The sequence below is a fragment of the Kitasatospora sp. NPDC088548 genome, assembly GCF_044753005.1.
Lineage (GTDB): Bacteria > Actinomycetota > Actinomycetes > Streptomycetales > Streptomycetaceae > Kitasatospora.
Genome location: NZ_JBIVMI010000026.1, coordinates 24749 through 44918, shown reverse-complemented (window position 1 = coordinate 44918; position 20170 = coordinate 24749). Strand labels below are relative to the sequence as shown.

The window sequence follows — 20170 nt, the reverse complement described above, 5'->3', positions numbered from 1 at the left end:
CGTTGACGACGCCCCCGGTGTACCCCAGCCCCCGGGGCGCCCCGGGGGGGGGGCGGGGCCCCCCCCCGCCCACACCCCCGGGGGGGGGGCCCCGCCCCCCCGGGGGGGGGGGCGGCCCCCCCGGCTCACCGGTCGCGCAGGGTGTGCGGCCGGACACAGCTCGTCGCCGGGTGCCGATGAAGTGCTGGGAATCAGCGCTCTTCTTCGGTGGCCGTGTTGGTGGTGGTGCTGGTGAGACGGCCGCTCTCGTCCTGTATCTCCACGGCGATCTTCTTGAGCTCGGGCTCGAACTTCCGGCCGTGGTGGGCGCAGAAGAGCAGCTCTCCGCCGCTGGCGAGTACGACGCGCAGATATGCCTGGGCGCCGCAGCGGTCGCAGCGGTCAGCCGCGGTCAGCGGGCTCGCAGGTGTCAGAACAGTAGTCACGTCGCCTCTTCTCTAGCTCGACGAGCTGTCGTACCAGGGTCAACATCCAACCAGGCCGAAAACGTTCCCGCTCGTGGCTTTTCTTCTTTGAGGATTCTGCTGTGTTGATGAGGACGTGCCCCGGGGGCCGGTGGTTCATGCGTACCGATTCCCAGGATCCGCCCGTCGCTCGAACGCCCGATCGGGACCGGGGTCGAGGTCCGCGTAGCATAATCCTCTGCTGGGTTGGAGCATAAGCCCCGTCCTGGGCCCCGGTAGCCTGCATAACGGCAGTTCCGGAGCCTGCGCCCGGCCCCACGGTCCGCCAGGACCGCTGGTACCGGGAGGAGATGGCGCCCCGGCGCCCCGAATCCTGCACAGTTCTTGTTCGCGCAGCGCGTACAAGCTGCGCGGGACCGGCCCGCCGTGCTGCGTACCGAGCGGAGGGGTGCGCACACGCAGGGGAACGGCTGTCGGTGCGCTGTGCTGCACTGGCGGGCGATTCGGATGGACCCGGATGTGACCGATGAGACAGAACTTCACCGAGGAGAGTGCCGCGTGAGTGCCGAAACGACCGTGCCGTCCGCACTGCTGGCCGGCGACGACGGTTCCAACTACACCGCTCGGCACCTGCTCGTCCTGGAGGGCCTGGAGGCGGTCCGCAAGCGCCCCGGCATGTACATCGGCTCGACCGACAGCCGCGGCCTGATGCACTGCCTCTGGGAGATCATCGACAACTCCGTGGACGAGGCGCTCGGTGGCCACTGCGACCGTATCGAGGTCGTCCTGCACGAGGACTCCTCGGTCGAGGTGCGCGACAACGGCCGTGGCATCCCGGTGGACGTCGAGCCCAAGACCGGGCTCTCCGGCGTCGAGGTGGTGCTGACCAAGCTGCACGCCGGCGGCAAGTTCGGTGGCGGTTCCTACGCGGCCTCCGGCGGTCTGCACGGCGTCGGCGCCTCCGTCGTCAACGCCCTCTCCGCCCGGCTGGACGTCGAGGTGGACCGCAGCGGCCACACCCATGCGATCAGCTTCCGCCGCGGTACCCCCGGCATCTTCACCGAGGGCGGCCCGGACGCCCCGTTCGAGCCCGCCAACGGCCTCACCAGGGCCCGCAAGGTGCCCAAGGCCCGCACCGGCACCAGGATCCGCTACTGGGCCGACCGGCAGATCTTCCTCAAGGACGCCCGGCTCTCGCTGGAGAACCTGCACAACCGGGCCCGGCAGACGGCCTTCCTGGTCCCCGGCCTGACCATCCTGGTCCGTGACGAGCGGCTGACCGAGAGCGACAAGGTCGAGGAGTCGACCTTCCACTACGACGGCGGCATCGCCGAGTTCTGCGAGTTCCTCGCCCCCGACAAGGCGATCTCCGACGTCGTGCGGCTGCACGGCGAGGGCACCTTCAAGGAGACCGTCCCCGTCCTGGACGACCTCGGCCACATGACGCCCACCGAGGTCACCCGTCACCTCGGCGTCGACATCGCGCTGCGCTGGGGCGCCGGCTACGACACCACCCTGCGCTCCTTCGTCAACATCATCGCCACCCCCAAGGGCGGCACCCATGTGACCGGGTTCGAGCGCTCGCTCGCCAAGACCGTCAACGAGGTGCTGCGCTCCAGCAAGCTGCTGCGCGTCGCCGAGGACGACATCACCAAGGACGACGCCACCGAGGGTCTCACCGCGGTGGTCACCGTCCGGCTCGCCGAGCCGCAGTTCGAGGGGCAGACCAAGGAGGTGCTGGGCACCTCGGCGGCCAACCGGATCGTCGCCGCGGTGGTCGCCAAGGAGCTCAAGTCCTTCCTGACCTCCGCCAAGAAGGACGAGAAGCTCCAGGCCCGGGCCGTGCTGGAGAAGATCGTGGCCGCCGCCCGCACCCGGGTCGCCGCCCGCCAGCACAAGGAGGCGCAGCGCCGGAAGACCGCGCTGGAGACCAGCTCGCTGCCGGCCAAGCTGGCCGACTGCCGCAGCGACGACGTCGAGCGCAGCGAACTCTTCATCGTCGAGGGGGACTCCGCGCTCGGCACCGCCAAGCTGGCCCGCAACTCCGAGTTCCAGGCGCTGCTGCCGATCCGCGGCAAGATCCTCAATGTGCAGAAGGCGTCCGTGAGCGACATGCTCAAGAACACCGAGTGTGCCGCGATCATCCAGGTGATAGGGGCCGGTTCGGGCCGCACCTTCGACATCGACCAGGCCCGTTACGGCCGGGTCATCTTCATGGCCGACGCCGACGTCGACGGTTCGCACATCCGTTGCCTGCTGCTGACGCTCTTTCAGCGCTACATGCGGCCCATGGTCGAGCAGGGCCGGGTCTTCGCCGCGGTGCCGCCGCTGCACCGGATCGAGCTCACCAACCCCAAGCGCGGCCAGGAGAAGTACCACTACACCTACTCCGACGCCGAGCTGCGCTCCACCCTGCTGGAGTTCCAGCGCAAGAGCATGCGCTGGAAGGAGCCGGTGCAGCGGTACAAGGGCCTCGGCGAGATGGACGCCGACCAGTTGGCCGAGACCACCATGGACCCGCGCCACCGCACCCTGCGCCGGATCAACCTCGGGGACCTGGAGCAGGCCGAGAAGATCTTCGACCTGCTGATGGGCAACGACGTCGCCCCGCGCAAGGAGTTCATCGTGGACTCGGCGGCCACCCTGGACCGTTCCCGCATCGACGCCTGAGCGGCGGCTTCGCGCGCGGGCCCTCCACCCCTGGGTGGAGGGCCCGCGCGCTGCCGGTTCCACCCCCGGTCCACCCCGGCTCCGATCACCGGGCGGCGCCGGATCCGTAGCGTCGGAGAGGTCAGCCCAGCCCTTCCCGTCGGGACGGAGAGTCCGATGACCGGCCTCGTCAACGTACTTGTGATCATCGCGGTGATCGCCCTGGTGGCCCGCCGCCAGCTGCGCGCCCAGCGTCTGGACACCGAACGCCGCTTCTGGCTGCTGCCGGTGATCCTGGCCGTGCTCGCGCTGCGCGACCCGCGGCTGGTCGACCAGGCGCACCCCGGCCTCTCGGTGGCGCTGCTGGCCGCCTCGCTGCTGGCCGTGCTCGCGATGGGCTGCGTCTGGGGCTGGACCGTCCGGCTCTGGCACGGCAAGGACGGCGCGGTCTGGGCGCAGGGCACCAGGGCCACCGTGGCCGCCTGGGCCGGCCTGATCGCCATCCGGCTGGGCCTGTACGGCCTCGGAGCCGCGCTGCACGTCCACCAGGGCGCCAACGCGCTGCTGCTCGGCCTGGCGGTCCTGCTGCTGGTCAGGGCCGGCGTGGTGAACTGGAGGGCACGGACCCTGGAGAGCCCGCACCGCGTCGGCCTGGCCGGCTGAACCGCCGCCGTCCACCGGTCGGTCCGATGAGCCGATGAGCCGCCGAATCCAGGAGGAGGTACCCGTGCCCGGGTGGAACCGGACCCGCTGGCCGTCCCGCGAGGGGCTGGAACGGGAGCCCGAGAGCCCGGCCCGGCGGACCCTCTCGCTGATCGGGCGGACCGTGCTGGTCGCCACCGTGGTCTGGGGGACGTATTCCGGGGGCGGGTACAGCGGCTGGGGCGCGGTCGCGGTCGGGGCCGGACTGGTCGCGACGGTCGCGCAGGCGGCGGCCTTCCTGCGGGTCAGCCGCGAGCAGCTGCTCCGGCCCACGCTCGCGCTGGCCGTCACCCTGGTCGGCAGCGGCTGGCTCGCCGAGTGGGGGCGGGCCCACCTGCTGGCCGACTTCGTCTGGGGCGGGCTGGCGCTCACCGCGCTGGTCCGGCTGCCGTCCGTCGCCGCGCTCGGCACGGCGGTGGCGGGCTTCGGCTCCTACACGGTGGCCGGCTGGGAGAACTGGCTGGGCATCACGGCCACGGTCGGCGGGCTCGGGCTGCTGGGCTACCTGCTGCGGATGGACACCGAGGCGCGCGGCACGGCCCGCCGGCTGCTGGCCCAGGAGCGCGCCGCCCGGGCCGCCGAGGCGGAGAGCGCGGCGCTCGCCGAACGGGCCAGGATCGCCCGGGAGATCCACGACGTCCTGGCCCACAGCCTCTCCGCGCAGCTCGTCCACCTGGAGGCGGCCCGGCTGATGCTGGACGCCGGGACCGACCGGGAGCAGATCCGGGAGCGGGTGGTGGCGGCCCGGCGGATGGCGCAGGACGGCCTGGCCGAGACCAGACAGGCGCTCTCGGCGCTGCGTGGCGAGTTCACCCCAGTGGGGGAGTTCCTGGTGGAACTGACGGGCCGGGAGCGGGCCGCGCTCACCGTCACCGGCACACCGCGCCCGCTCGCCGCCGAGGCCGGGCTGGCGGTTCGGCGCACGGCGCAGGAGGCGCTGACCAACGTCCGCAAGCACGCGCCGGGCGCGCGGTGCACGGTCGAACTGCGCTATCTGCCGGGGGCGGTGGAGCTGGAGGTGCGCAACGTCCGTGCCCCGCGCGGCGAATCGCCCGGTGAGCTGGCGGCCAGTGGCAGCGGGTACGGTCTGCTGGGGATGCGCGAACGTGCGGAACTGCTCGGCGGCACCCTGCTGGCGGGCCCGGAGGAGGGCGGCTGGCGGGTGCTGCTGCGGCTGCCGGGGTGAGCGGGCGGTACGAGGCGGACGAGCGCGGATGAGCGAGGTGGACACGTGAACGGGGAGCGGCCGACCAGGGTGCTGGTCGCGGACGACCAGACGGTGGTGCGCGAGGGCATCGTGATGCTGCTCGGGCTGCTGCCGGGCATCGAGGTGGTCGGCGCCGCCGCCGACGGCGAGGAGGCCGTCGCCCTGGTGGAACGGCACCACCCCGACGTGGTCCTGATGGACCTGCGGATGCCGCGCTGCGACGGCGTCGAGGCCACCCGCCGGATCCGGGCCGCCCACCCGGAGACCGAGGTGGTGGTGCTCACCACGTACGCCGACGACGACTCGCTGTTCCCGGCGTTGCGGGCCGGCGCGCGCGGCTACCTCACCAAGGACGCGGGCGGCGAGGAGATCGCCCGGGCCATCGCGGACGTCCGCTCGGGTGCGGCCGGGCTCTCGCCGCAGGTGCAACTGCGCCTGCTGGAGCGGCTGGCGGACGCCGGACCGGTGGCCCCGGCCGCTCCCGGGGCTTCGGCGGGCGCCGGGGCGTCGGCCGCCGCCGACCGGGGCGAGCTGCCCGACGGGCTGACCGCCCGGGAGGCCGAGGTCCTGGCGCTGATCGCCGAGGGCCTCTCCAACACCGAGATCGCCCAGCGGCTGTTCGTCAGCCCGGCCACCGTGAAGACGCACATCAACAACCTGTTCGCCAAGACCGCCGTCCGCGACCGGGCGCAGGCCGTCGCGTACGCCTTCCGACACGGAATCACGAGTACGCAGCAGTAGTCGGATGAGTGCCAGTCGGATGATCGATCACCTCATTGAGTGAACGTATCTGTATCCGGCGTTGGCGGTGCCCGGGGGCGCCCATCATGGTGTCGGTCAGACGACCCCGGCTCAGGAGCAGTAGTGCCACAGCAGCAGACGAGCAGCCCGGAGCAAGGGCGGCGATTGGACTCGTGGGCCGCTCAGGCCGCCGCCCCCGGCCAATCGGCCCAATCCGCCCCGCCCGTCCCCACCCGGTCGGCGCAGTCCGCCCCCGGCCGGGCCGCCGACAGCAGCGCGGTGTACCGCGCCGTCCAGGGCAGCGAGGCCTTCCAGGAGATCCGGCGCAGCTACCGGTCCTTCGTCTTCCCGGCCTGTGGGGCCTTCCTGGGCTGGTACCTGCTGTACGTCGCGGCCCAGGCGGGCGCGCCCGGTGTGATGCGCCGTCCGGTGGCCGGTCCGATCAATGTGGCGTGGCTGCTGGGCCTGCTCCAGTTCGCCTCCACCTTCCTGCTCACCTGGCTCTACGCCCGCCACGCGCGCACCCGGCGCGACCGGGCCGCCCTGGAGCTCCGCTGGGACACCCAGGACCAGCTGCGATGACGACCGCCACCCCGCCCCCCGTCGCCGCCACCGGCGACCACCACGACCTGGCCATCGTGCTGTTCGCCGTCATCGTCCTGGTCACCCTGGGGATCACCCTCTGGGTGGGCCGCCGGGGCGGCGCCGCCGAGGACTTCTACGTCGGAGGGCGCGACTTCACCCCGCTGCAGAACGGCTTCGCGCTCTCCGGGGACTACCTCTCCGCCGCCTCCTTCCTCGGTGTCGCCGGGCTGATCGCGCTGTACGGCTACGACGGCGCGCTCTACAGCATCGGCTTCCTGGTCGCCTGGCTGGTGGTGCTGATGCTGGTCGCCGAACTGGTCCGCAACGCCGGCCGGTACACCCTGGCGGACGTGCTGGCGCTGCGGCTGCGCCGCCGCAAGGTCCGGGCGGCGGCCGGCGGGGCCAGCGTGGTCGTGACGCTGCTCTACCTGGTCGCCCAGATGGTCGGCGCGGGCAGCCTGGTCGCCCTGCTGCTCGGCACCAGCAGTGCCCAGGCCCGGACATGGACCATCGTGGCGGTCGGCGGTCTGATGATCATCTATGTCACGGTCGGCGGGATGCGGGCCACCACCTGGATCCAGATCGTCAAGGCGTTCCTGCTGATCGCCGGATCGGTTCTGCTCACCGTGCTGCTGCTGATCCGGTTCCACGGGGACGTGGCCGAGCTGATGCGCCAGGCGGCCCAGCACAGCGGCGCCGGACAGCGCTACCTGGAGCCGGGGCTCAAGTACGGCGGGAGCTTCACCAGCCGGCTGGACTTCTTCAGCCTGGGCCTGGCCCTGGTGCTGGGCACCGCCGGTCTGCCGCACATCCTCTCCCGCTTCTACACCGTGCCGACCGCCCGGGCCGCCCGCCGCTCCACGATGTGGGCGATCGGGCTGGTCGGGAGCTTCTACCTGATGGCCATCGCGCTCGGCCTGGGCGCCACCGCACTGGTCGGCTCCGGCGAGGTCCGGCACGCCAACGCGGCGGGCAACACGGCCGTTCCGCTGCTGGCCCTGGTCCTCGGCGGCGGCAACGGCAGCACCGGCGGGGTCGTGCTGTTCGCGCTGATCTCGGCGATCGCCTTCGCCACCATCCTCGCCGTGGTCGCCGGGCTGACCCTGGCCTCCTCGGCGGCCTTCGCCCACGACATCTGGGCGGGCGCCTGGCGCGGCCGTCCGCGCCGCGGACAGGGCGCGGTACCGGCCTCCCGGCAGTCGGACGGCGAGGCCGTCGAGCACGAGGAGGTCGGCGTCGCCCGGATCGCGGCGGTGGGGATCGGGGCGATCGCGATCGTGCTCAGCCTCTTCGCCCAGCAGCTGAACGTCGCCTTCCTGGTCGGTCTGGCCTTCGCCGTCGCGGCCTCCGCCAATCTGCCGGTGCTGCTCTACAGCCTGTTCTGGCGGCGGTTCACCGCCCGGGGCGCGGTCTGGTCGGTGTACGGCGGGCTGATTCCGGCGGTGCTGCTGGTGGTCTTCTCACCGGTGGTCTCCGGCACCAGGACGGCGCTCTTCCCCGGGATGGACTTCCACTGGTTCCCGCTGGAGAACCCGGGAGTGGTCTCCATCCCGCTCGGCTTCCTGGCCGGCTGGATCGGGACGATGACCTCGGCCGAGCCGGCCGATCCGGACCGCTACGCCGAGCTGGAGGTCCGCGCCCTGACCGGCGCCGGTGCCGCCTGAGAAGCCGCTCCGCACCGAACGGCGACGGTGAACCCCGGTGGGGCCTCGGGCCCGCCGGGGTTCACCACGTCCGGGTCTCACGCCCTGACGGCCAGTCCGTAGCGGTGCTCGGGCCGCCCGGTGTCGCCGTACCGGAGGGTGAGCCGCAGCCGGCTGTCGCGTTCCAGCTGCTTGAGGTAGCGCTGCGCGGTGGACCGGCTCAGCCCGGTGGCGTCGGCGACCTCCTGCGCCGAGAGCGGCCGGGCGGCCCGGCGGAGCACCCCGAGCACCAGGTCGGTGGTGGGCGCCGAGTGCCCCTTGGGCAGGGCGGTGGCCGGGGAGGCGGTACCGCGCAGGGTCGCGAAGAGCCGGTCCACCTCGTCCTGCCCGGCCTCGCGTGCGGCCGGCCCGGCCAGCGCGTGCCGCAGCCGCGCGTACGCCACCAGCTTCTCCCGCAGCCCGCCGAAAGTGAACGGTTTGACCAGGTACTGCAACGCGCCGTGCTGCATCGCCGCGTGCACGGTGGAGACGTCGCGGGCGGCCGTCACCATCATCACGTCGCAGCTCACCTGCCGTTCGCGCAGCCGCCGTACCAGGGCGAGCCCGGTCTCGTCCGGCAGATGGTGGTCGAGCAGCAGGAGGTCCACCGGGCGGCGCTCCAGCGCGGCCAGCGCCTCGCCGGCCGAGTGCGCCGTGCCGGTCACCCGGAAGCCGGGCACCTTGGCCACGTACGCGGCGTGCACATCGGCGACCCGGAAGTCGTCGTCCACCACGAGTACGTCGATCATCACGCCTCCACGAGCGGTGCGGCGGGCAGGGCCCCGGTGCGCAGGGCCTCGGGCAGTTCCACGGTGAACCGGGCGCCGCCGAGCGGTCCGGTGTCGAGCACGATCCGGCCGCCGGTCCGTTCGACCAGCCGCCGGACCATCGCCAGCCCCAGCCCGCGCGGCCGGTGCGCCGGCGCGTCCTTGCTGCTCCACCCCTCCTCGAAGACCTGCTCACGCAGACGCTCCGGAACGCCCGGTCCGCTGTCCGCGACCTCGACCAGCAGGGTGGAGCCGGCCGCCGCCAGCGTCACCGCCACCTGCCCGCCCCCGCCGGGCGCCAGCGCGTCCACGGCGTTGTCGACCAGATTGCCGAGCACGGTGACCAGCGTCCGGGCGTCCACCACCGCGTCCGGCAGATGCGCGGCCGGGGCGACCACCAACCGGACCCCGCGCTCGCCCGCCACCGCGGACTTCCCGGCCAGCAGCGCCGCGACGTGCGGGTCCTGCACCTGTTCGGCGATCCGCGCCGCGACCGCCGCGTGCGAACCGGACTGCTCCGAGATGAACTCCACCGCCTGCTCGTGCCGGCCCAGTTCCAGCAGCCCCAGCAGGGTGTGCATCCGGTTGGCGTGCTCGTGGTCCTGCGCCCGCAGCGCCTCGGTGAGACTGCGGGTGGTGTCCAGCTCCCGGACCAGCGACTCCAGCTCGGTCCGGTCGCGCAGCGTCACCACCGCGCCGCCCTCGGCCGTCGCCATCCGGTTCACCACCAGCACCCGGTCGTCCCGGACGGCCGGCAGATCGGCGCCGGTGATCCGCCCGGTCAGGACATCGGCCAGCCGCCCGGCCGGCAGCACCTCGTCGATCGGCCGGCCGGCGCAGTCGTCGGGCAGGCCGAGCAGCCGGCCCGCCTCGTCGTTGGCCAGCCGGATCCGGCCCCCTTCGTCCAGCGCCACCATGCCCTCACGGATCCCGTGCAGCATCGCCTCGCGCTCGACCAGCAGCGCCGAGATGTCCGCCAGCGCGATGTTGTGGGTGCGGCGCTTCAGCCGTCGGGCCAGCGCCAGGGTGGCGACGGTGCCCGCGGTGAGGCCCGCGCCCGCGCAGAGCAGGATCCCGGTGAGCATCTTCAGCAGCCGGCGCCGGATCGAGTCGTCGCTGATGCCCACCGACACCTCGCCGACGATCCGCCCGTCGGCGACCCGCAGCGGCACCTTGCCGCGCGCGGTGCGCCCCAACGTGCCCTCCTGGATGGCGGTGATGCTGCGCCCGCTCAGCGCGGGCTCGGGATCGGTGCTGACCCGGTGGCCGATCCGGACCGGGTCGGTGTGCGAGAGCCGGATCCCGTCCAGGTCGGTGACCACGACGAAGCTGGCGCCGGTGGCCAGCCGGATCTGCTCGGCGTTGCGCTGGGCGGCGGCGGAGTCGCGGTCCTCGGCGGCCCGGGCGATCGTCTCGTCGGCGGCGGTGGCCTGGGCGATCGACAGCGCGCGCTGCATCGCGTCGTGGTCCAGCTCGGAGCTGACCGGTGCGAGGAACAGTCCGGCGGTGACGATGGTGACGCCGACGGTGACCACCGTCTGGCCGAGCAGCAACTGGGCGAAGACCCGGCGGGGCCACCGGGGACGGTGGGTCAGGCGGGGCCGATGGGACGGACGAGGCCCGTGCGGCCCGTGCGGTCGGTGTGGGCGGTGTGGGCGGTGGGGGCGCGACATCCGGGCCTCCTCTCGGCAGCGGACGGGCGGGTGGTGCGGCTGGTGCGCGCGGCAGGGGTGGTGGCACACCCTATGTTTCCGACGTGTTTCTGTCAGCCGCGCCCCCCGTTGTTGTAGCGGAAGCAAAACGAGCAGAACACCCCTCAACGCGGAGAACCCGCAGTACGCCGAGAAGCCTCCCGCCACCCCCCGGGCCACTCCTAGCCTCCCGGAGCAAGCACAGACCCGGGAGGTCATATGAGCACAACCCCGGCGCCGGTCCCGGCGATCGAGCTGACCGGCGCGACCAAGCGGTTCCGCACCCCCTCCGGGGGCCTGCACACCGCCGTCCGCGATCTCGGCCTCACCGTCGCCGAGGGCGAGTTCGTCGCCGTCGTCGGCCCCACCGGCTGCGGCAAGTCCACCACGCTGACCCTGGTCAGCGGCCTGGAGGAGCCCACCGAGGGAGAGGTCCGGGTGTACGGCGAGCCGGTCGACGGGATCAACCCGCAGGTCGGCTTCGTCTTCCAGCAGGACGCCGTGTTCCCCTGGCGGACCGTTCTGTCGAACGTCACGGCCGGCCCGCGCTTTCGCGGTGTTCCCGCCACCGAGGCCCGGGAACGGGCCCGGGACTGGCTGGCCCGGGTGGGCCTGGGCGCGTTCGAGGACCGCTATCCGCACCAGCTGTCCGGCGGTATGCGCAAGCGCGTCGCGCTCGCCCAGACCTTCGTCAACGAGCCGAAGATCCTGCTGATGGACGAGCCCTTCTCGGCGCTGGACGTGCAGACCCGCGCCCTGATGTCCGACCAGCTGCTGGAGCTGTGGGCCGGTGCGGGCACCGCCGGCAACGCGGCCTCGGTCGTCTTCGTCACGCACGACCTGGACGAGGCGATCGCGCTCGCCGACCGGGTCGTGGTGATGACGGCCGGCCCGGCCACCGTCAAGGAGATCTTCACCGTCGACCTGCCGCGCCCGCGCACCGTGGAGGCCGTCCGGCTGGAGCCGAGGTTCGTCGAGCTGTACCGCGAGATCTGGGCCTCGCTCGGCGAAGAGGTGCGCATCACCCGGGAGAGAGGAGCGGGTCGTGCCGCTTGAGACCGCTTCGACCGCCGCCGTCGCCGGGAAGCCCCCGGCCGTCGCCGCCAGCAGAACCGAGGCCCGCCAACGGGCCGCCCGCAACCGGAGACTGGGGGTGTACGGGGCCCGGGGCGCGGTGCTCGTCGCCTTCCTCGGCCTCTGGGAGCTCTGCGCCCGGACCGAGGTCGTCGACCCGTTCAACTTCTCGCAGCCGTCGAAGATCTGGGCGCAGATCTGGCAGTGGACCACCCACGGCACGGCGCAGGGCTCGCTGGGCGAGCAGATCGGCTACACCCTCTACGAGGCCCTCACCGGCTGGGTGATCGGCGTCACCGGCGGTGTGCTGCTGGGCATCGCGCTCGGCCGGATCCGCTTCCTGGCCGATGTGTTCGGGCCCTACATCAAGGTGCTGAACGCCATTCCGCGGATCGTGCTGGCCCCGATCTTCCTGATCTGGTTCGGTCTCGGCCCGGCCTCCAAGGTGGCCTCGGCGGTGGTCCTGGTGTTCTTCCCGGTGTTCTTCAACGCCTTCCAGGGCGCCCGCGAGGTGGACCGCAACCTCGTCGCCAACGCCCGCATCCTGGGCGCCGACAACCGCAAGGTCACCCTTCAGGTGGTCATCCCCGCAGCCACCACCTGGATCTTCACCAGCCTGCACGTCAGCTTCGGCTTCGCGCTGATCGGCGCCATCGTCGGCGAGTACATCGGCGCGACCAAGGGCCTCGGCCTGCTGGTCGCGGCCGCCCAGGGCACCTTCAACGCGGCCGGTGTGTACGCCGCCATGACGATCCTCGCGGTCGTCGCGCTGCTCACCGAGGGGCTGCTGACCTTCGCCGAGAAGAAGCTGTTCCGCTGGAAGCCCGCCGACTCCGGCGACGGCCGCTGACCCCCACCCCCGTTCCGTAGAGAGGCACCCCCACCCATGCGCCGCAACCCGATCGGCAGAACCACCGCAGCCGCCCTCGCCGCCGTCCTCCTCCTCCCGCTCGCCGCCTGCGCCAACGACGCCGCCTCCTCGCACAACGGCGCGGCCCCGGCCGGCCGGCAGGTCGACGGGCCCAAGGTCAAGATCATGGTCGGTGGCCTGGACAAGGTCATCTACCTGCCCGCCATGCTCACCCAGCGCCTCGGCTTCTTCGCCGACGCCGGTGTCAACGTCGAGCTGATGAGCGAGCCCGCCGGCGTCAACGCCACCACCGCGCTGCTCGCCGGGGACGTCCAGGGCGCGGTCGGCTTCTACGACCACACCATCGACCTTCAGGCCAAGGGCAAGAACGTCGAGTCCGTGGTCCAGTTCTCCCAGGCCCCGGGCGAGGTCGAGCTCGTCTCCACCAAGCAGGCCGAGGCCATCAGGTCCGGTGCGGACTTCAAGGGCAAGAAGCTCGGCGTGACCAGCGTCGGCTCCTCCACCGACTTCCTCACCAAGTACCTCGCCGTCAAGAACGGCACCGCGGTGGCCGAGTTCAGCCCGATCGCGGTCGGCGCCGGCCAGACCTTCATCGCCGCCCTCCAACAGGGCAGCATCGACGCCGGTATGACGACGGACCCGACGGTCGCGACCGTCCTCGACAAGGGCCTCGGCAAGATCCTCTACGACATGCGGACCCCCGAGGGCTCGCGCGAGGCGCTCGGCGGCCTCTACCCCTCGTCCTCGCTCTACATGAACACCGACTGGGTGGAGAAGAACAAGGACACCACCCAGAAGCTCGCCAACGCGTTCGTGAAGACCCTCAAGTGGATGTCCACCCACACCCCCGCGGAGATCGCCGAGAAGATGCCCGCCGACTACGCGCAGGGCGGGGCCGAGCAGTACGCGGCGGCGATCAAGGCGACCCTGCCGATGTTCACCACGGACGGCGTGATGCCGGCCGACGGCCCGAAGACGGTGCTCGCCGTGCTCGCGGCCTTCCACCCGGACGTCAAGGGCAAGGAGGGCTCGATCGACCTCGCCCGCACCTACACCACCGAGTTCGTCAGCAAGGCCGCCACGGGCTGACCACCGCGCCGACGGTCCCGCGTCCACCCCCACGGGCGCGGGGTCGTCACCGTGCCGGAAGCAGCGGGAGCCGACGACGGGGGAGGGCCGTCACCGCGCCCGGACGACCGTCACGTCCATCCGCGACGGCGTGCCCGCCGCCTTGCCACAGCTCTCCGGGCGCGGCGGCTCGCTCGCCCCCTCCACGACCTCGACCTCCCAGGCCCGGCCGTCCTCGTGCACCACGTCCACCAGCCAGCGCCCCTCGCCCGCCGGCGACTGGGCCAGGGTCAGCGCGTCCGCCCTGGTCTCCCCGGTGGCCAGCCGCACCGCGTGGTCGGCCGCCTGGCCCGGGCGGTCCCAGCCCGAGCAGCCCCGCGACCACTCCGGCACCATGTGTCCGGAGGCCGTCGCGGCCAGTACCTCCTTGGCGCTCTCCGGCGTCAGCCGCCCGTAGGCGTAGCCGTACGGCAGCACCAGCATGGTGGGGGAGAAGCGGTGCCCGCCCAGGTGCGTCACCTCCCACACCTCGCTGTGCCCGGCCGCCGCCAGCTCGGCCGCCAGCGGACGCCCCAGCAGCGCGCAGCAGCGGTCCCGCCGGCCGTTGGTGCACACCAGGGCGACGGGACCGCCGACGTGCGCCGTGCCGAAGCCTCCGTGGTCGCCCGCCCCGAGCTCGCCGAAGTCCAGCCCGAGCAGCTCCGCCGGGTCGGCCACCGTGGCCCGGCGCACCCAGCCCCGGCCCGGCACGGTGTGCGCCACGATCACCTCGTGCCGGGCGGTCGGCAGGCAGTCCGCGTGCCGCCCGGGCCGGCGGATCAGTGCCACCCGCACCCCGGTTCCCGCCGCGGCCGCGTCCAGGGCCCGGCCCACGGCGGCGTCCAGATGGCTCTCACCGAGCGCCTTCGCCCCCCACGGTCCGTTCTGCTCGACCAGCAGCCAGGTGGTGGCGGTCGCCGCCGTGGCGGCCAGTGGTTCGGACAGTTCACGCGACACGGTCGCACAGGTGCTCACGCAGGCAAGGCTACCCTTGGCGCCTCGGCCGACGGCGGCCCCGGCCCGGGGCGCCGCCGTGGGCTCCCGGGGCCCCGCCCTGGACCGGGGGCCTGGCCCGACCCCGCTTCCACCGGGACCCGTACCGCAGCCGGTCTCCCGGCACAGGCCCGGAACGACGAAAACGGGGGCGGGGAACCGGCCTCCGGTGCCCCGCCCCCGCCCCGGACCCTGCTACGCCGGGCCCGCCACCACGGCGATCGGCGTCGTCACCGGAGTGCCCGAGCCGTCACGGCGCGGGTCGCGCTCGGGGAGGTCGACCGGGGCCGCCTTGGCCGTCGCGGCACGGGCCGGGGCCGCGCCCGCCCAGGCGAAGGCGAGGGCGTCCTCACCGCGGAGGAAGCGCTGGCAGCGCACGCCGCCCGTCGCCCGCCCCTTGCGCGGGTACTGCTCGAACGGCGTCACCTTCCAGGAGCTCTGCTCCTCGCCGGCCAGCGTGCCCGTGGTGCCCGCCACCGTGACCACCACCGCGTCCGCCGCCGGGTCCACCGCGGTGAACGACAGCACCCGGGCGCCGTCCGACAGCTTGATGCCGGCCATGCCGCCCGCCGGGCGGCCCTGCGGACGGACCTGGCCCGCCGGGTAGCGCAGCAGCTGCGCGTCCGAGGCGATGAAGACCAAGTCCTCCTCGCCGGTACGCAGTTCGACCGCACCGACCAGCTCGTCACCCTCCTTGAGGGCGATCACCTCGAACTCGTCCTTGTTCGCCGGCCACTCCGGCACCACCCGCTTCACCACGCCCTGCGCCGTGCCCAGCGCCAGACCCGGCGAGGACTCGTCGAGCGTGGTCAGCGCCAGCGCCCGCTCGCCCGCCTCCAGCCGCAGGAACTCGCCCACCGCGGCGCCGCCCGCCAGCGTCGGCGACGGCGTCGGCGGCAGCGCCGGCAGGTCGATCACCGGCAGCCGCAGCACCCGGCCCGCCGAGGTGACGACACCCACGTCCGCCCGCGCGGTGGCAGGCACCGCCGACACGATCACGTCGTGCTTGGCGCGCTTCTCCGACAGCTCGAACGGCTCGCCGTCCGCCGTCCGCGCCAGCAGGCCCGTCGAGGACAGCAGCACCCGGCACGGGTCGTCCGCCACCTCCAGCGGCACCGACAGCGCCGCCGACGGCGCCGCGCCCGCCTCCAGCAGGACCGTCCGCCGCTCGGTACCGAACTGCTTGGCCACCGCGGCCAGTTCGCCCGACACCACACTGCGCAGCCGGGTGTCCGACTCCAGGATCTCGGTCAGCTCCGCGATCTCGGAGTTGAGCTTGGCCTGCTCCTCCTCCAGCTCCACCCGGTCGAAACGGGTCAGCCGGCGCAGCGGGGTGTCCAGGATGTACGCCGTCTGCGTCTCCGACAGCGAGAAGCGCTCCATCAGGCGCTCCTTCGCCTGCGCCGCGTTGTCGCTGGACCGGATGATCGCGATGACCTCGTCGATGTCGACCAGCGCCACCAGCAGACCCTCGACCAGGTGCAGCCGCTCCTGACGCTTGCGCCGACGGAAGTCGCTGCGCCGGCGGACCACCGAGAAGCGGTGGTCGACGTAGACCTCCAGCAGCTCCTTCAGGCCCAGCGTCAGCGGCTGGCCGTCCACCAGCGCCACGTTGTTGATGCCGAAGGTCTCCTCCATCGGCGTCAGCTTGTACAGCTGCTCCAGCAGCGCCTCCGGCACGAAGCCGTTCTTCACCTCGATCACCAGCCGCAGCCCGTGCGCGCGGTCGGTCAGGTCCTTGACGTCCGCGATGCCCTGCAGCTTCTTCGCGTTGACCAGGTCCTTGATCTTCGAGATGACCTTCTCCGGGCCGACGTTGTATGGCAGCTCGGTGACCACGATGCCCTTGCGGCGGGCCGTGACGCTCTCGATCGACGTGGTCGCGCGGATCTTGAAGGTGCCGCGCCCCGACTCGTACGCGTCCCGGATGCCCGACAGACCGACGATCCGGCCGCCGGTCGGCAGGTCCGGACCGGGGACGAACCGCATCAGCGTGTCCAGGTCCGCGTTCGGGTGCTTGATCAGATGCCGGGCGGCCGCGACCACCTCGGACAGGTTGTGCGGCGGCATGTTGGTCGCCATGCCGACCGCGATCCCGGTCGCGCCGTTCACCAGCAGGTTGGGGAAGGCGGCCGGCAGCGCCATCGGCTCCTGCTCGCTGCCGTCGTAGTTCGGGCCGAAGTCGACGGTGTCCTCGTGGATCGACTCCACCAGCGCCATCGACGCCGCCGTCAGCCGCGACTCGGTGTACCGCATCGCGGCCGGCGGGTCGTCGTTGCCCAGCGAACCGAAGTTGCCGTGGCCGTCGATCAGCGGCAGACGCATCGAGAACGGCTGCGCCATCCGGACGACCGAGTCGTAGATGGAGGCGTCACCGTGCGGGTGCAGCCGGCCCATCACCTCGCCCACCAGGCGGGCGCACTTGACGTGTCCGCGGTCCGGCCGCAGGCCCATCTCGTTGGCCTGGTACAGGATCCGCCGGTGCACCGGCTTCAGACCGTCCCGCGCGTCGGGCAGCGCACGCGAGTAGATCACCGAGTAGGCGTACTCCAGGAAGGAGCCCTGCATCTCGTCCACGACGTCGACGTCGAGGATCCGCTCCTCGAAGTCTTCGGGCGGCGGGGTCTGCGAACTGCGGCGGGCCATCGCGGCGGGGCTCCCTTACGTCTCGCTTGCGTCTCGTCTGCGTCTGTCATCGGCTGGTCGTCAACAGGGCTCAGCGCCCCCATTGTGGACCCTCACGCCGACACTCCCAGCCAGCGCCCCTCTTCCGCCCCTGGCGAACGCCCTGTCCGCGCGGACACATCCGCGCCCCCCGTGCGTTGCACCACAATGGGGGACGCCACACGAACCCCGACATCGACGACGGGAAGGACCCGAGCGCATGGCCAACCCGGCCCCCGCATCAGCCTCCACCGGAGGAACTGGCGCTGCCATCGCCATCACCGAGCACCGCCTGGCCAACGGCCTGCGTGTCGTCCTCTCCGAGGACCACCTCACCCCGGTCGCCGCCGTCTGCCTCTGGTACGACGTCGGTTCCCGCCACGAGGTGAAGGGCCGCACCGGGCTGGCCCACCTGTTCGAGCACCTCATGTTCCAGGGCTCCGCCAACGTCTCCAACAACGGCCACTTCGAACTTGTCCAGGGCGCCGGCGGCTCCCTCAACGGCACCACCAGCTTCGAGCGGACCAACTACTTCGAGACCATGCCCGCCCACCAGTTGGAGCTCGCGCTCTGGCTGGAGGCCGACCGGATGGGCTCGCTGCTCGCCGCCCTCGACGAGACGTCGATGGAGAACCAGCGCGACGTCGTCAAGAACGAGCGCCGCCAGCGCTACGACAACGTCCCGTACGGCACCGCCTTCGAGAAGCTCACCGCACTCTCCTTCCCCGACGGCCACCCGTACCACCACACCCCGATCGGCTCCATGGCCGACCTGGACGCGGCCACGCTGGAGGACGCCCGCGCGTTCTTCCGCACCTACTACGCGCCCAACAACGCCGTCATCTCCGTCGTCGGCGACATCGACCCCGAGCAGACCATCGCCTGGGTCGAGAAGTACTTCGGCAGCATCCCCGCCCACGACGGCAAGCAGCCCCCGCGCGACGGCACCCTGCCCGACACCATCGGCCGTGAGATCCGCGAGCTGATCCGCGAGGACGTCCCGTCCCGCGCCCTGATGGCCGCCTACCGCCTCCCGCACGACGGCACCCGCGAGGCCGACGCCGCCGACCTGGCCCTGACCATCATCGGCAGCGGCGAGTCCAGCCGCCTCTACAACCGCCTGGTCCGTCGTGACCGCTCCGCCGTCGCGGCCGGCTTCGGCCTGCTCCGCCTCGCCGGCGCACCCAGCCTCGGCTGGCTCGACGTCAAGACCTCCGGTGACGCCACCATCGAGCAGATCGACAGGGCCGTCGACGAGGAGCTCGCCCGGTTCGCCGCCGAGGGCCCCACCCCGGCCGAACTCGAGCGCGCCCAGGCCCAGATCGAGCGCGAATGGCTCGACCGCCTCACCACCGTCGCCGGCCGCGCCGACGAACTCTGCCGTTTCGCCGTCCTGTTCGGCGACCCGAAGCTGGTGAACGAAGCCCTCCCCAAGGTCCTCGACATCACCGCCGAGGAGGTCCAGGCCGTCGCCAAGACCCGGCTGAACCCCGAGAACCGGGCCGTCCTCGTCTACGAGCCCACCGCCGACGACGAGACCGCCGCCACCGCCGAGACCGACGAGGAGGGCGCTGCCGCATGAGCACCGACTACGTCCCCGCCATGACGTTCCACCCCCAGCCCCAGCCCGGCACCCCCAGCCCGTGGGCGTTCCCCGCCCCCGAGCGCACCGCCCTCGGCAACGGCATCACCGTCCTGCACTGCCACCGTCCCGGCCAGCAACTGGTCGCCGTCGACGTCCTCGTCGACGCCCCGCTCGCCGCCGAGCCCGAGGGCCTCGACGGCATCGCCGGCATCCTCGCCCGCGCCCTCAACGAGGGCACCGACACCCTCAGCGCCGAGGAGTTCGCCGCCGAGCTGGAGCGCGCCGGAGCCACCCTCGACGCGCACGCCGACCACCCGTGCATCCGGGTCTCGCTGGAGGTCCCCGCCTCCCGCCTGGCCCGCGGCCTCGGCCTGCTCGCGGACGCGCTGCGCGCCCCCGCGCTGCCCGAGGACGAGATCGAGCGGCTGGTCGCCAACCGCCTCGACGAGATCGTCCACGAGCAGGCCAACCCGGCCCGCCGCGCCGCCAAGGCCCTGTACGCCGAGCTCTTCGACGGCGCCGACCGCCTCTCCCGCCCCCGCGGCGGCACCGCGGAGACGGTCAAGTCCATCGACCGGGCCGCCGTCAGGGCCTTCTACGAGGCCCACATCCGCCCCGCCACCACCACCGTCGTCGTGGTCGGCGACCTCACCGGCGCCGACCTGCCCGCGCTGCTGGAGGCCACCCTCGGCACCTGGACCGGCTCCGCCGCCGCGCCCAGCGTCCACGCCCCGGTCACCGGCGACGACACCGGCCGCGTCGTCATCGTCGACCGCCCCGGCTCGGTGCAGACCCAGCTGCTCATCGGGCGCATCGGCCCCGACCGGCACGACCCCGCCTGGGCCGCCCAGATCCTCGGCACCTACTGCCTCGGCGGCACCCTCACCTCCCGCCTGGACCGCGTCCTGCGCGAGGAGAAGGGCTACACCTACGGCGTCCGGGCGTTCGCCCAGCCGCTGCGCTCCTCGGCCGACGGCAGCGGCCGCTCGCTGCTCGCGATCAGCGGCTCGGTGGACACCGCCTCCACCGCCCCGGCGCTCGCCGACACCTGGACCATCCTGCGCACCCTCGCCGCCGAGGGCCTCACCGACGCCGAGCGCGACGAGGCCGTGCGGTTCCTGGTCGGCGTCGCCCCGCTGAAGTACGAGACCGCGGGCTCGGTCGCCGGCACCCTGGCGGACCAGGTGGAGCAGCATCTGCCGGACGACTACCAGGCGGAGGTCTACCGGCAGCTGGCGGAGCTGCCGACGGCCGCCGCCACCGAGGCCGTCGTGGCGGCCTTCCCGCCGGAGCGCCTGGTCACGGTCCTCGTCGGCGACGCCGCCACGATCGCCGGCCCGGTGCGCGAGCTCGGCATCGGTGAGGTCACCGTGGTCAGCGCCTGACGTCCGGCGCCCGAACCCCGGCACCCGGCGTGCCGAACGGGGCCCGGTGGAGCGTTTCGCTCC

Annotated in this window: 16 protein-coding genes; 11 read left to right on the top strand and 5 right to left on the bottom strand. The window is 72.8% G+C overall.

Annotated features, from left to right (window positions below):
- Nucleotides 1-191: 191 nt before the first annotated feature.
- Complete coding sequence (locus tag ACIP82_RS28345) at nucleotides 192-425, bottom strand: hypothetical protein (protein WP_363615334.1); 234 nt, start codon at nucleotides 423-425, stop codon at nucleotides 192-194.
- A 537-nt stretch (nucleotides 426-962) separates the two neighbouring features.
- Between ACIP82_RS28345 and ACIP82_RS28340 the strand changes: the two genes are divergently transcribed.
- From ACIP82_RS28340 to ACIP82_RS28315, 6 genes are all read left to right on the top strand, one after another.
- On the top strand, nucleotides 963-3074 hold the full coding sequence (locus ACIP82_RS28340) for a DNA topoisomerase IV subunit B (protein WP_363615332.1): 2112 nt from the start codon (nucleotides 963-965) through the stop codon (nucleotides 3072-3074).
- A gap of 156 nt (nucleotides 3075-3230) precedes the next feature.
- On the top strand, nucleotides 3231-3716 hold the full coding sequence (locus ACIP82_RS28335; RefSeq protein WP_363613163.1) for a DUF1453 domain-containing protein: 486 nt from the start codon (nucleotides 3231-3233) through the stop codon (nucleotides 3714-3716).
- A 34-nt stretch (nucleotides 3717-3750) separates the two neighbouring features.
- On the top strand, nucleotides 3751-4941 hold the full coding sequence (locus tag ACIP82_RS28330; RefSeq protein ID WP_363613165.1) for a histidine kinase: 1191 nt from the start codon (nucleotides 3751-3753) through the stop codon (nucleotides 4939-4941).
- Nucleotides 4942-5055: 114 nt separating this feature from the next.
- Nucleotides 5056-5703, top strand: a complete 648-nt coding sequence (locus tag ACIP82_RS28325) for a response regulator (protein WP_400657440.1) — start codon at nucleotides 5056-5058, stop codon at nucleotides 5701-5703.
- A gap of 123 nt (nucleotides 5704-5826) precedes the next feature.
- A complete protein-coding gene (locus tag ACIP82_RS28320) occupies nucleotides 5827-6285 on the top strand; it encodes a DUF485 domain-containing protein (protein WP_363613169.1) in 459 nt (152 codons plus the stop codon).
- A complete protein-coding gene (locus tag ACIP82_RS28315) occupies nucleotides 6282-7952 on the top strand; it encodes a cation acetate symporter (RefSeq protein ID WP_363613171.1) in 1671 nt (556 codons plus the stop codon). Before ACIP82_RS28320 ends, ACIP82_RS28315 begins: the two co-directional genes overlap by 4 nt.
- Nucleotides 7953-8029: 77 nt before the next feature.
- On the opposite strand, the gene ACIP82_RS28310 is transcribed toward ACIP82_RS28315, so the two are convergent.
- Nucleotides 8030-8719, bottom strand: coding sequence for a response regulator (locus ACIP82_RS28310; protein ID WP_400657353.1), 690 nt, complete (start codon nucleotides 8717-8719; stop codon nucleotides 8030-8032).
- Nucleotides 8719-10290 carry a sensor histidine kinase gene (locus tag ACIP82_RS28305; protein WP_363613175.1) on the bottom strand — a complete coding sequence of 524 codons (1572 nt, stop codon included), beginning with the start codon at nucleotides 10288-10290 and terminating at the stop codon, nucleotides 8719-8721. Before ACIP82_RS28305 ends, ACIP82_RS28310 begins: the two co-directional genes overlap by 1 nt.
- A gap of 357 nt (nucleotides 10291-10647) precedes the next feature.
- On the opposite strand from ACIP82_RS28305, the gene ACIP82_RS28300 reads away from it, so the two are divergent.
- From ACIP82_RS28300 to ACIP82_RS28290, 3 genes are read left to right on the top strand one after another with little or no spacing between them, the layout of a single operon-like run.
- Nucleotides 10648-11484, top strand: coding sequence for an ABC transporter ATP-binding protein (locus ACIP82_RS28300; protein WP_400657350.1), 837 nt, complete (start codon nucleotides 10648-10650; stop codon nucleotides 11482-11484).
- A complete protein-coding gene (locus tag ACIP82_RS28295; protein ID WP_400657348.1) occupies nucleotides 11474-12352 on the top strand; it encodes an ABC transporter permease in 879 nt (292 codons plus the stop codon). The genes ACIP82_RS28300 and ACIP82_RS28295 overlap by 11 nt, the downstream gene beginning before the upstream one ends.
- A 36-nt stretch (nucleotides 12353-12388) precedes the next feature.
- Nucleotides 12389-13462: an ABC transporter substrate-binding protein gene (locus ACIP82_RS28290; RefSeq protein ID WP_400657346.1), complete on the top strand. Its 1074-nt coding sequence runs from the start codon at nucleotides 12389-12391 to the stop codon at nucleotides 13460-13462.
- 90 nt (nucleotides 13463-13552) lie between these two features.
- On the opposite strand, the gene ACIP82_RS28285 is transcribed toward ACIP82_RS28290, so the two are convergent.
- Both ACIP82_RS28285 and ACIP82_RS28280 read right to left on the bottom strand, forming a co-directional pair.
- Nucleotides 13553-14455, bottom strand: a complete 903-nt coding sequence (locus ACIP82_RS28285; protein WP_400657344.1) for a sucrase ferredoxin — start codon at nucleotides 14453-14455, stop codon at nucleotides 13553-13555.
- Nucleotides 14456-14668: 213 nt separating this feature from the next.
- Nucleotides 14669-17119 (bottom strand): DNA topoisomerase (ATP-hydrolyzing) subunit A, encoded by a 2451-nt coding sequence (locus ACIP82_RS28280; protein ID WP_400657341.1) that lies wholly within the window; start codon nucleotides 17117-17119, stop codon nucleotides 14669-14671.
- Nucleotides 17120-17357: 238 nt separating this feature from the next.
- Here ACIP82_RS28280 and ACIP82_RS28275 point away from each other — a divergent pair, with 238 nt between their 5' ends.
- Both ACIP82_RS28275 and ACIP82_RS28270 read left to right on the top strand, forming a co-directional pair.
- Nucleotides 17358-18719, top strand: a complete 1362-nt coding sequence (locus tag ACIP82_RS28275) for a pitrilysin family protein (protein ID WP_363613185.1) — start codon at nucleotides 17358-17360, stop codon at nucleotides 18717-18719.
- Nucleotides 18716-20107, top strand: coding sequence for a pitrilysin family protein (locus ACIP82_RS28270; RefSeq protein ID WP_363613187.1), 1392 nt, complete (start codon nucleotides 18716-18718; stop codon nucleotides 20105-20107). Before ACIP82_RS28275 ends, ACIP82_RS28270 begins: the two co-directional genes overlap by 4 nt.
- The last annotated feature ends 63 nt before the right edge of the window (nucleotides 20108-20170 follow it).

What these genes read in the sequence shown, in the direction of transcription:
- ACIP82_RS28335 (WP_363613163.1), top strand. Translation starts at nt 3,231, where the DNA reads ATGACCGGCCTCGTCAACGTACTTGTGATCATCGCGGTGATCGCCCTG.
- ACIP82_RS28330 (WP_363613165.1), top strand. Translation starts at nt 3,751, where the DNA reads ATGAGCCGCCGAATCCAGGAGGAGGTACCCGTGCCCGGGTGGAACCGG.
- ACIP82_RS28325 (WP_400657440.1), top strand. Translation starts at nt 5,056, where the DNA reads ATGCTGCTCGGGCTGCTGCCGGGCATCGAGGTGGTCGGCGCCGCCGCC.
- ACIP82_RS28315 (WP_363613171.1), top strand. Translation starts at nt 6,282, where the DNA reads ATGACGACCGCCACCCCGCCCCCCGTCGCCGCCACCGGCGACCACCAC.
- ACIP82_RS28310 (WP_400657353.1), bottom strand. Translation starts at nt 8,719, where the DNA reads ATGATCGACGTACTCGTGGTGGACGACGACTTCCGGGTCGCCGATGTG.
- ACIP82_RS28300 (WP_400657350.1), top strand. Translation starts at nt 10,648, where the DNA reads ATGAGCACAACCCCGGCGCCGGTCCCGGCGATCGAGCTGACCGGCGCG.
- ACIP82_RS28290 (WP_400657346.1), top strand. Translation starts at nt 12,389, where the DNA reads ATGCGCCGCAACCCGATCGGCAGAACCACCGCAGCCGCCCTCGCCGCC.
- ACIP82_RS28280 (WP_400657341.1), bottom strand. Translation starts at nt 17,119, where the DNA reads ATGGCCCGCCGCAGTTCGCAGACCCCGCCGCCCGAAGACTTCGAGGAG.
- ACIP82_RS28275 (WP_363613185.1), top strand. Translation starts at nt 17,358, where the DNA reads ATGGCCAACCCGGCCCCCGCATCAGCCTCCACCGGAGGAACTGGCGCT.
- ACIP82_RS28270 (WP_363613187.1), top strand. Translation starts at nt 18,716, where the DNA reads ATGAGCACCGACTACGTCCCCGCCATGACGTTCCACCCCCAGCCCCAG.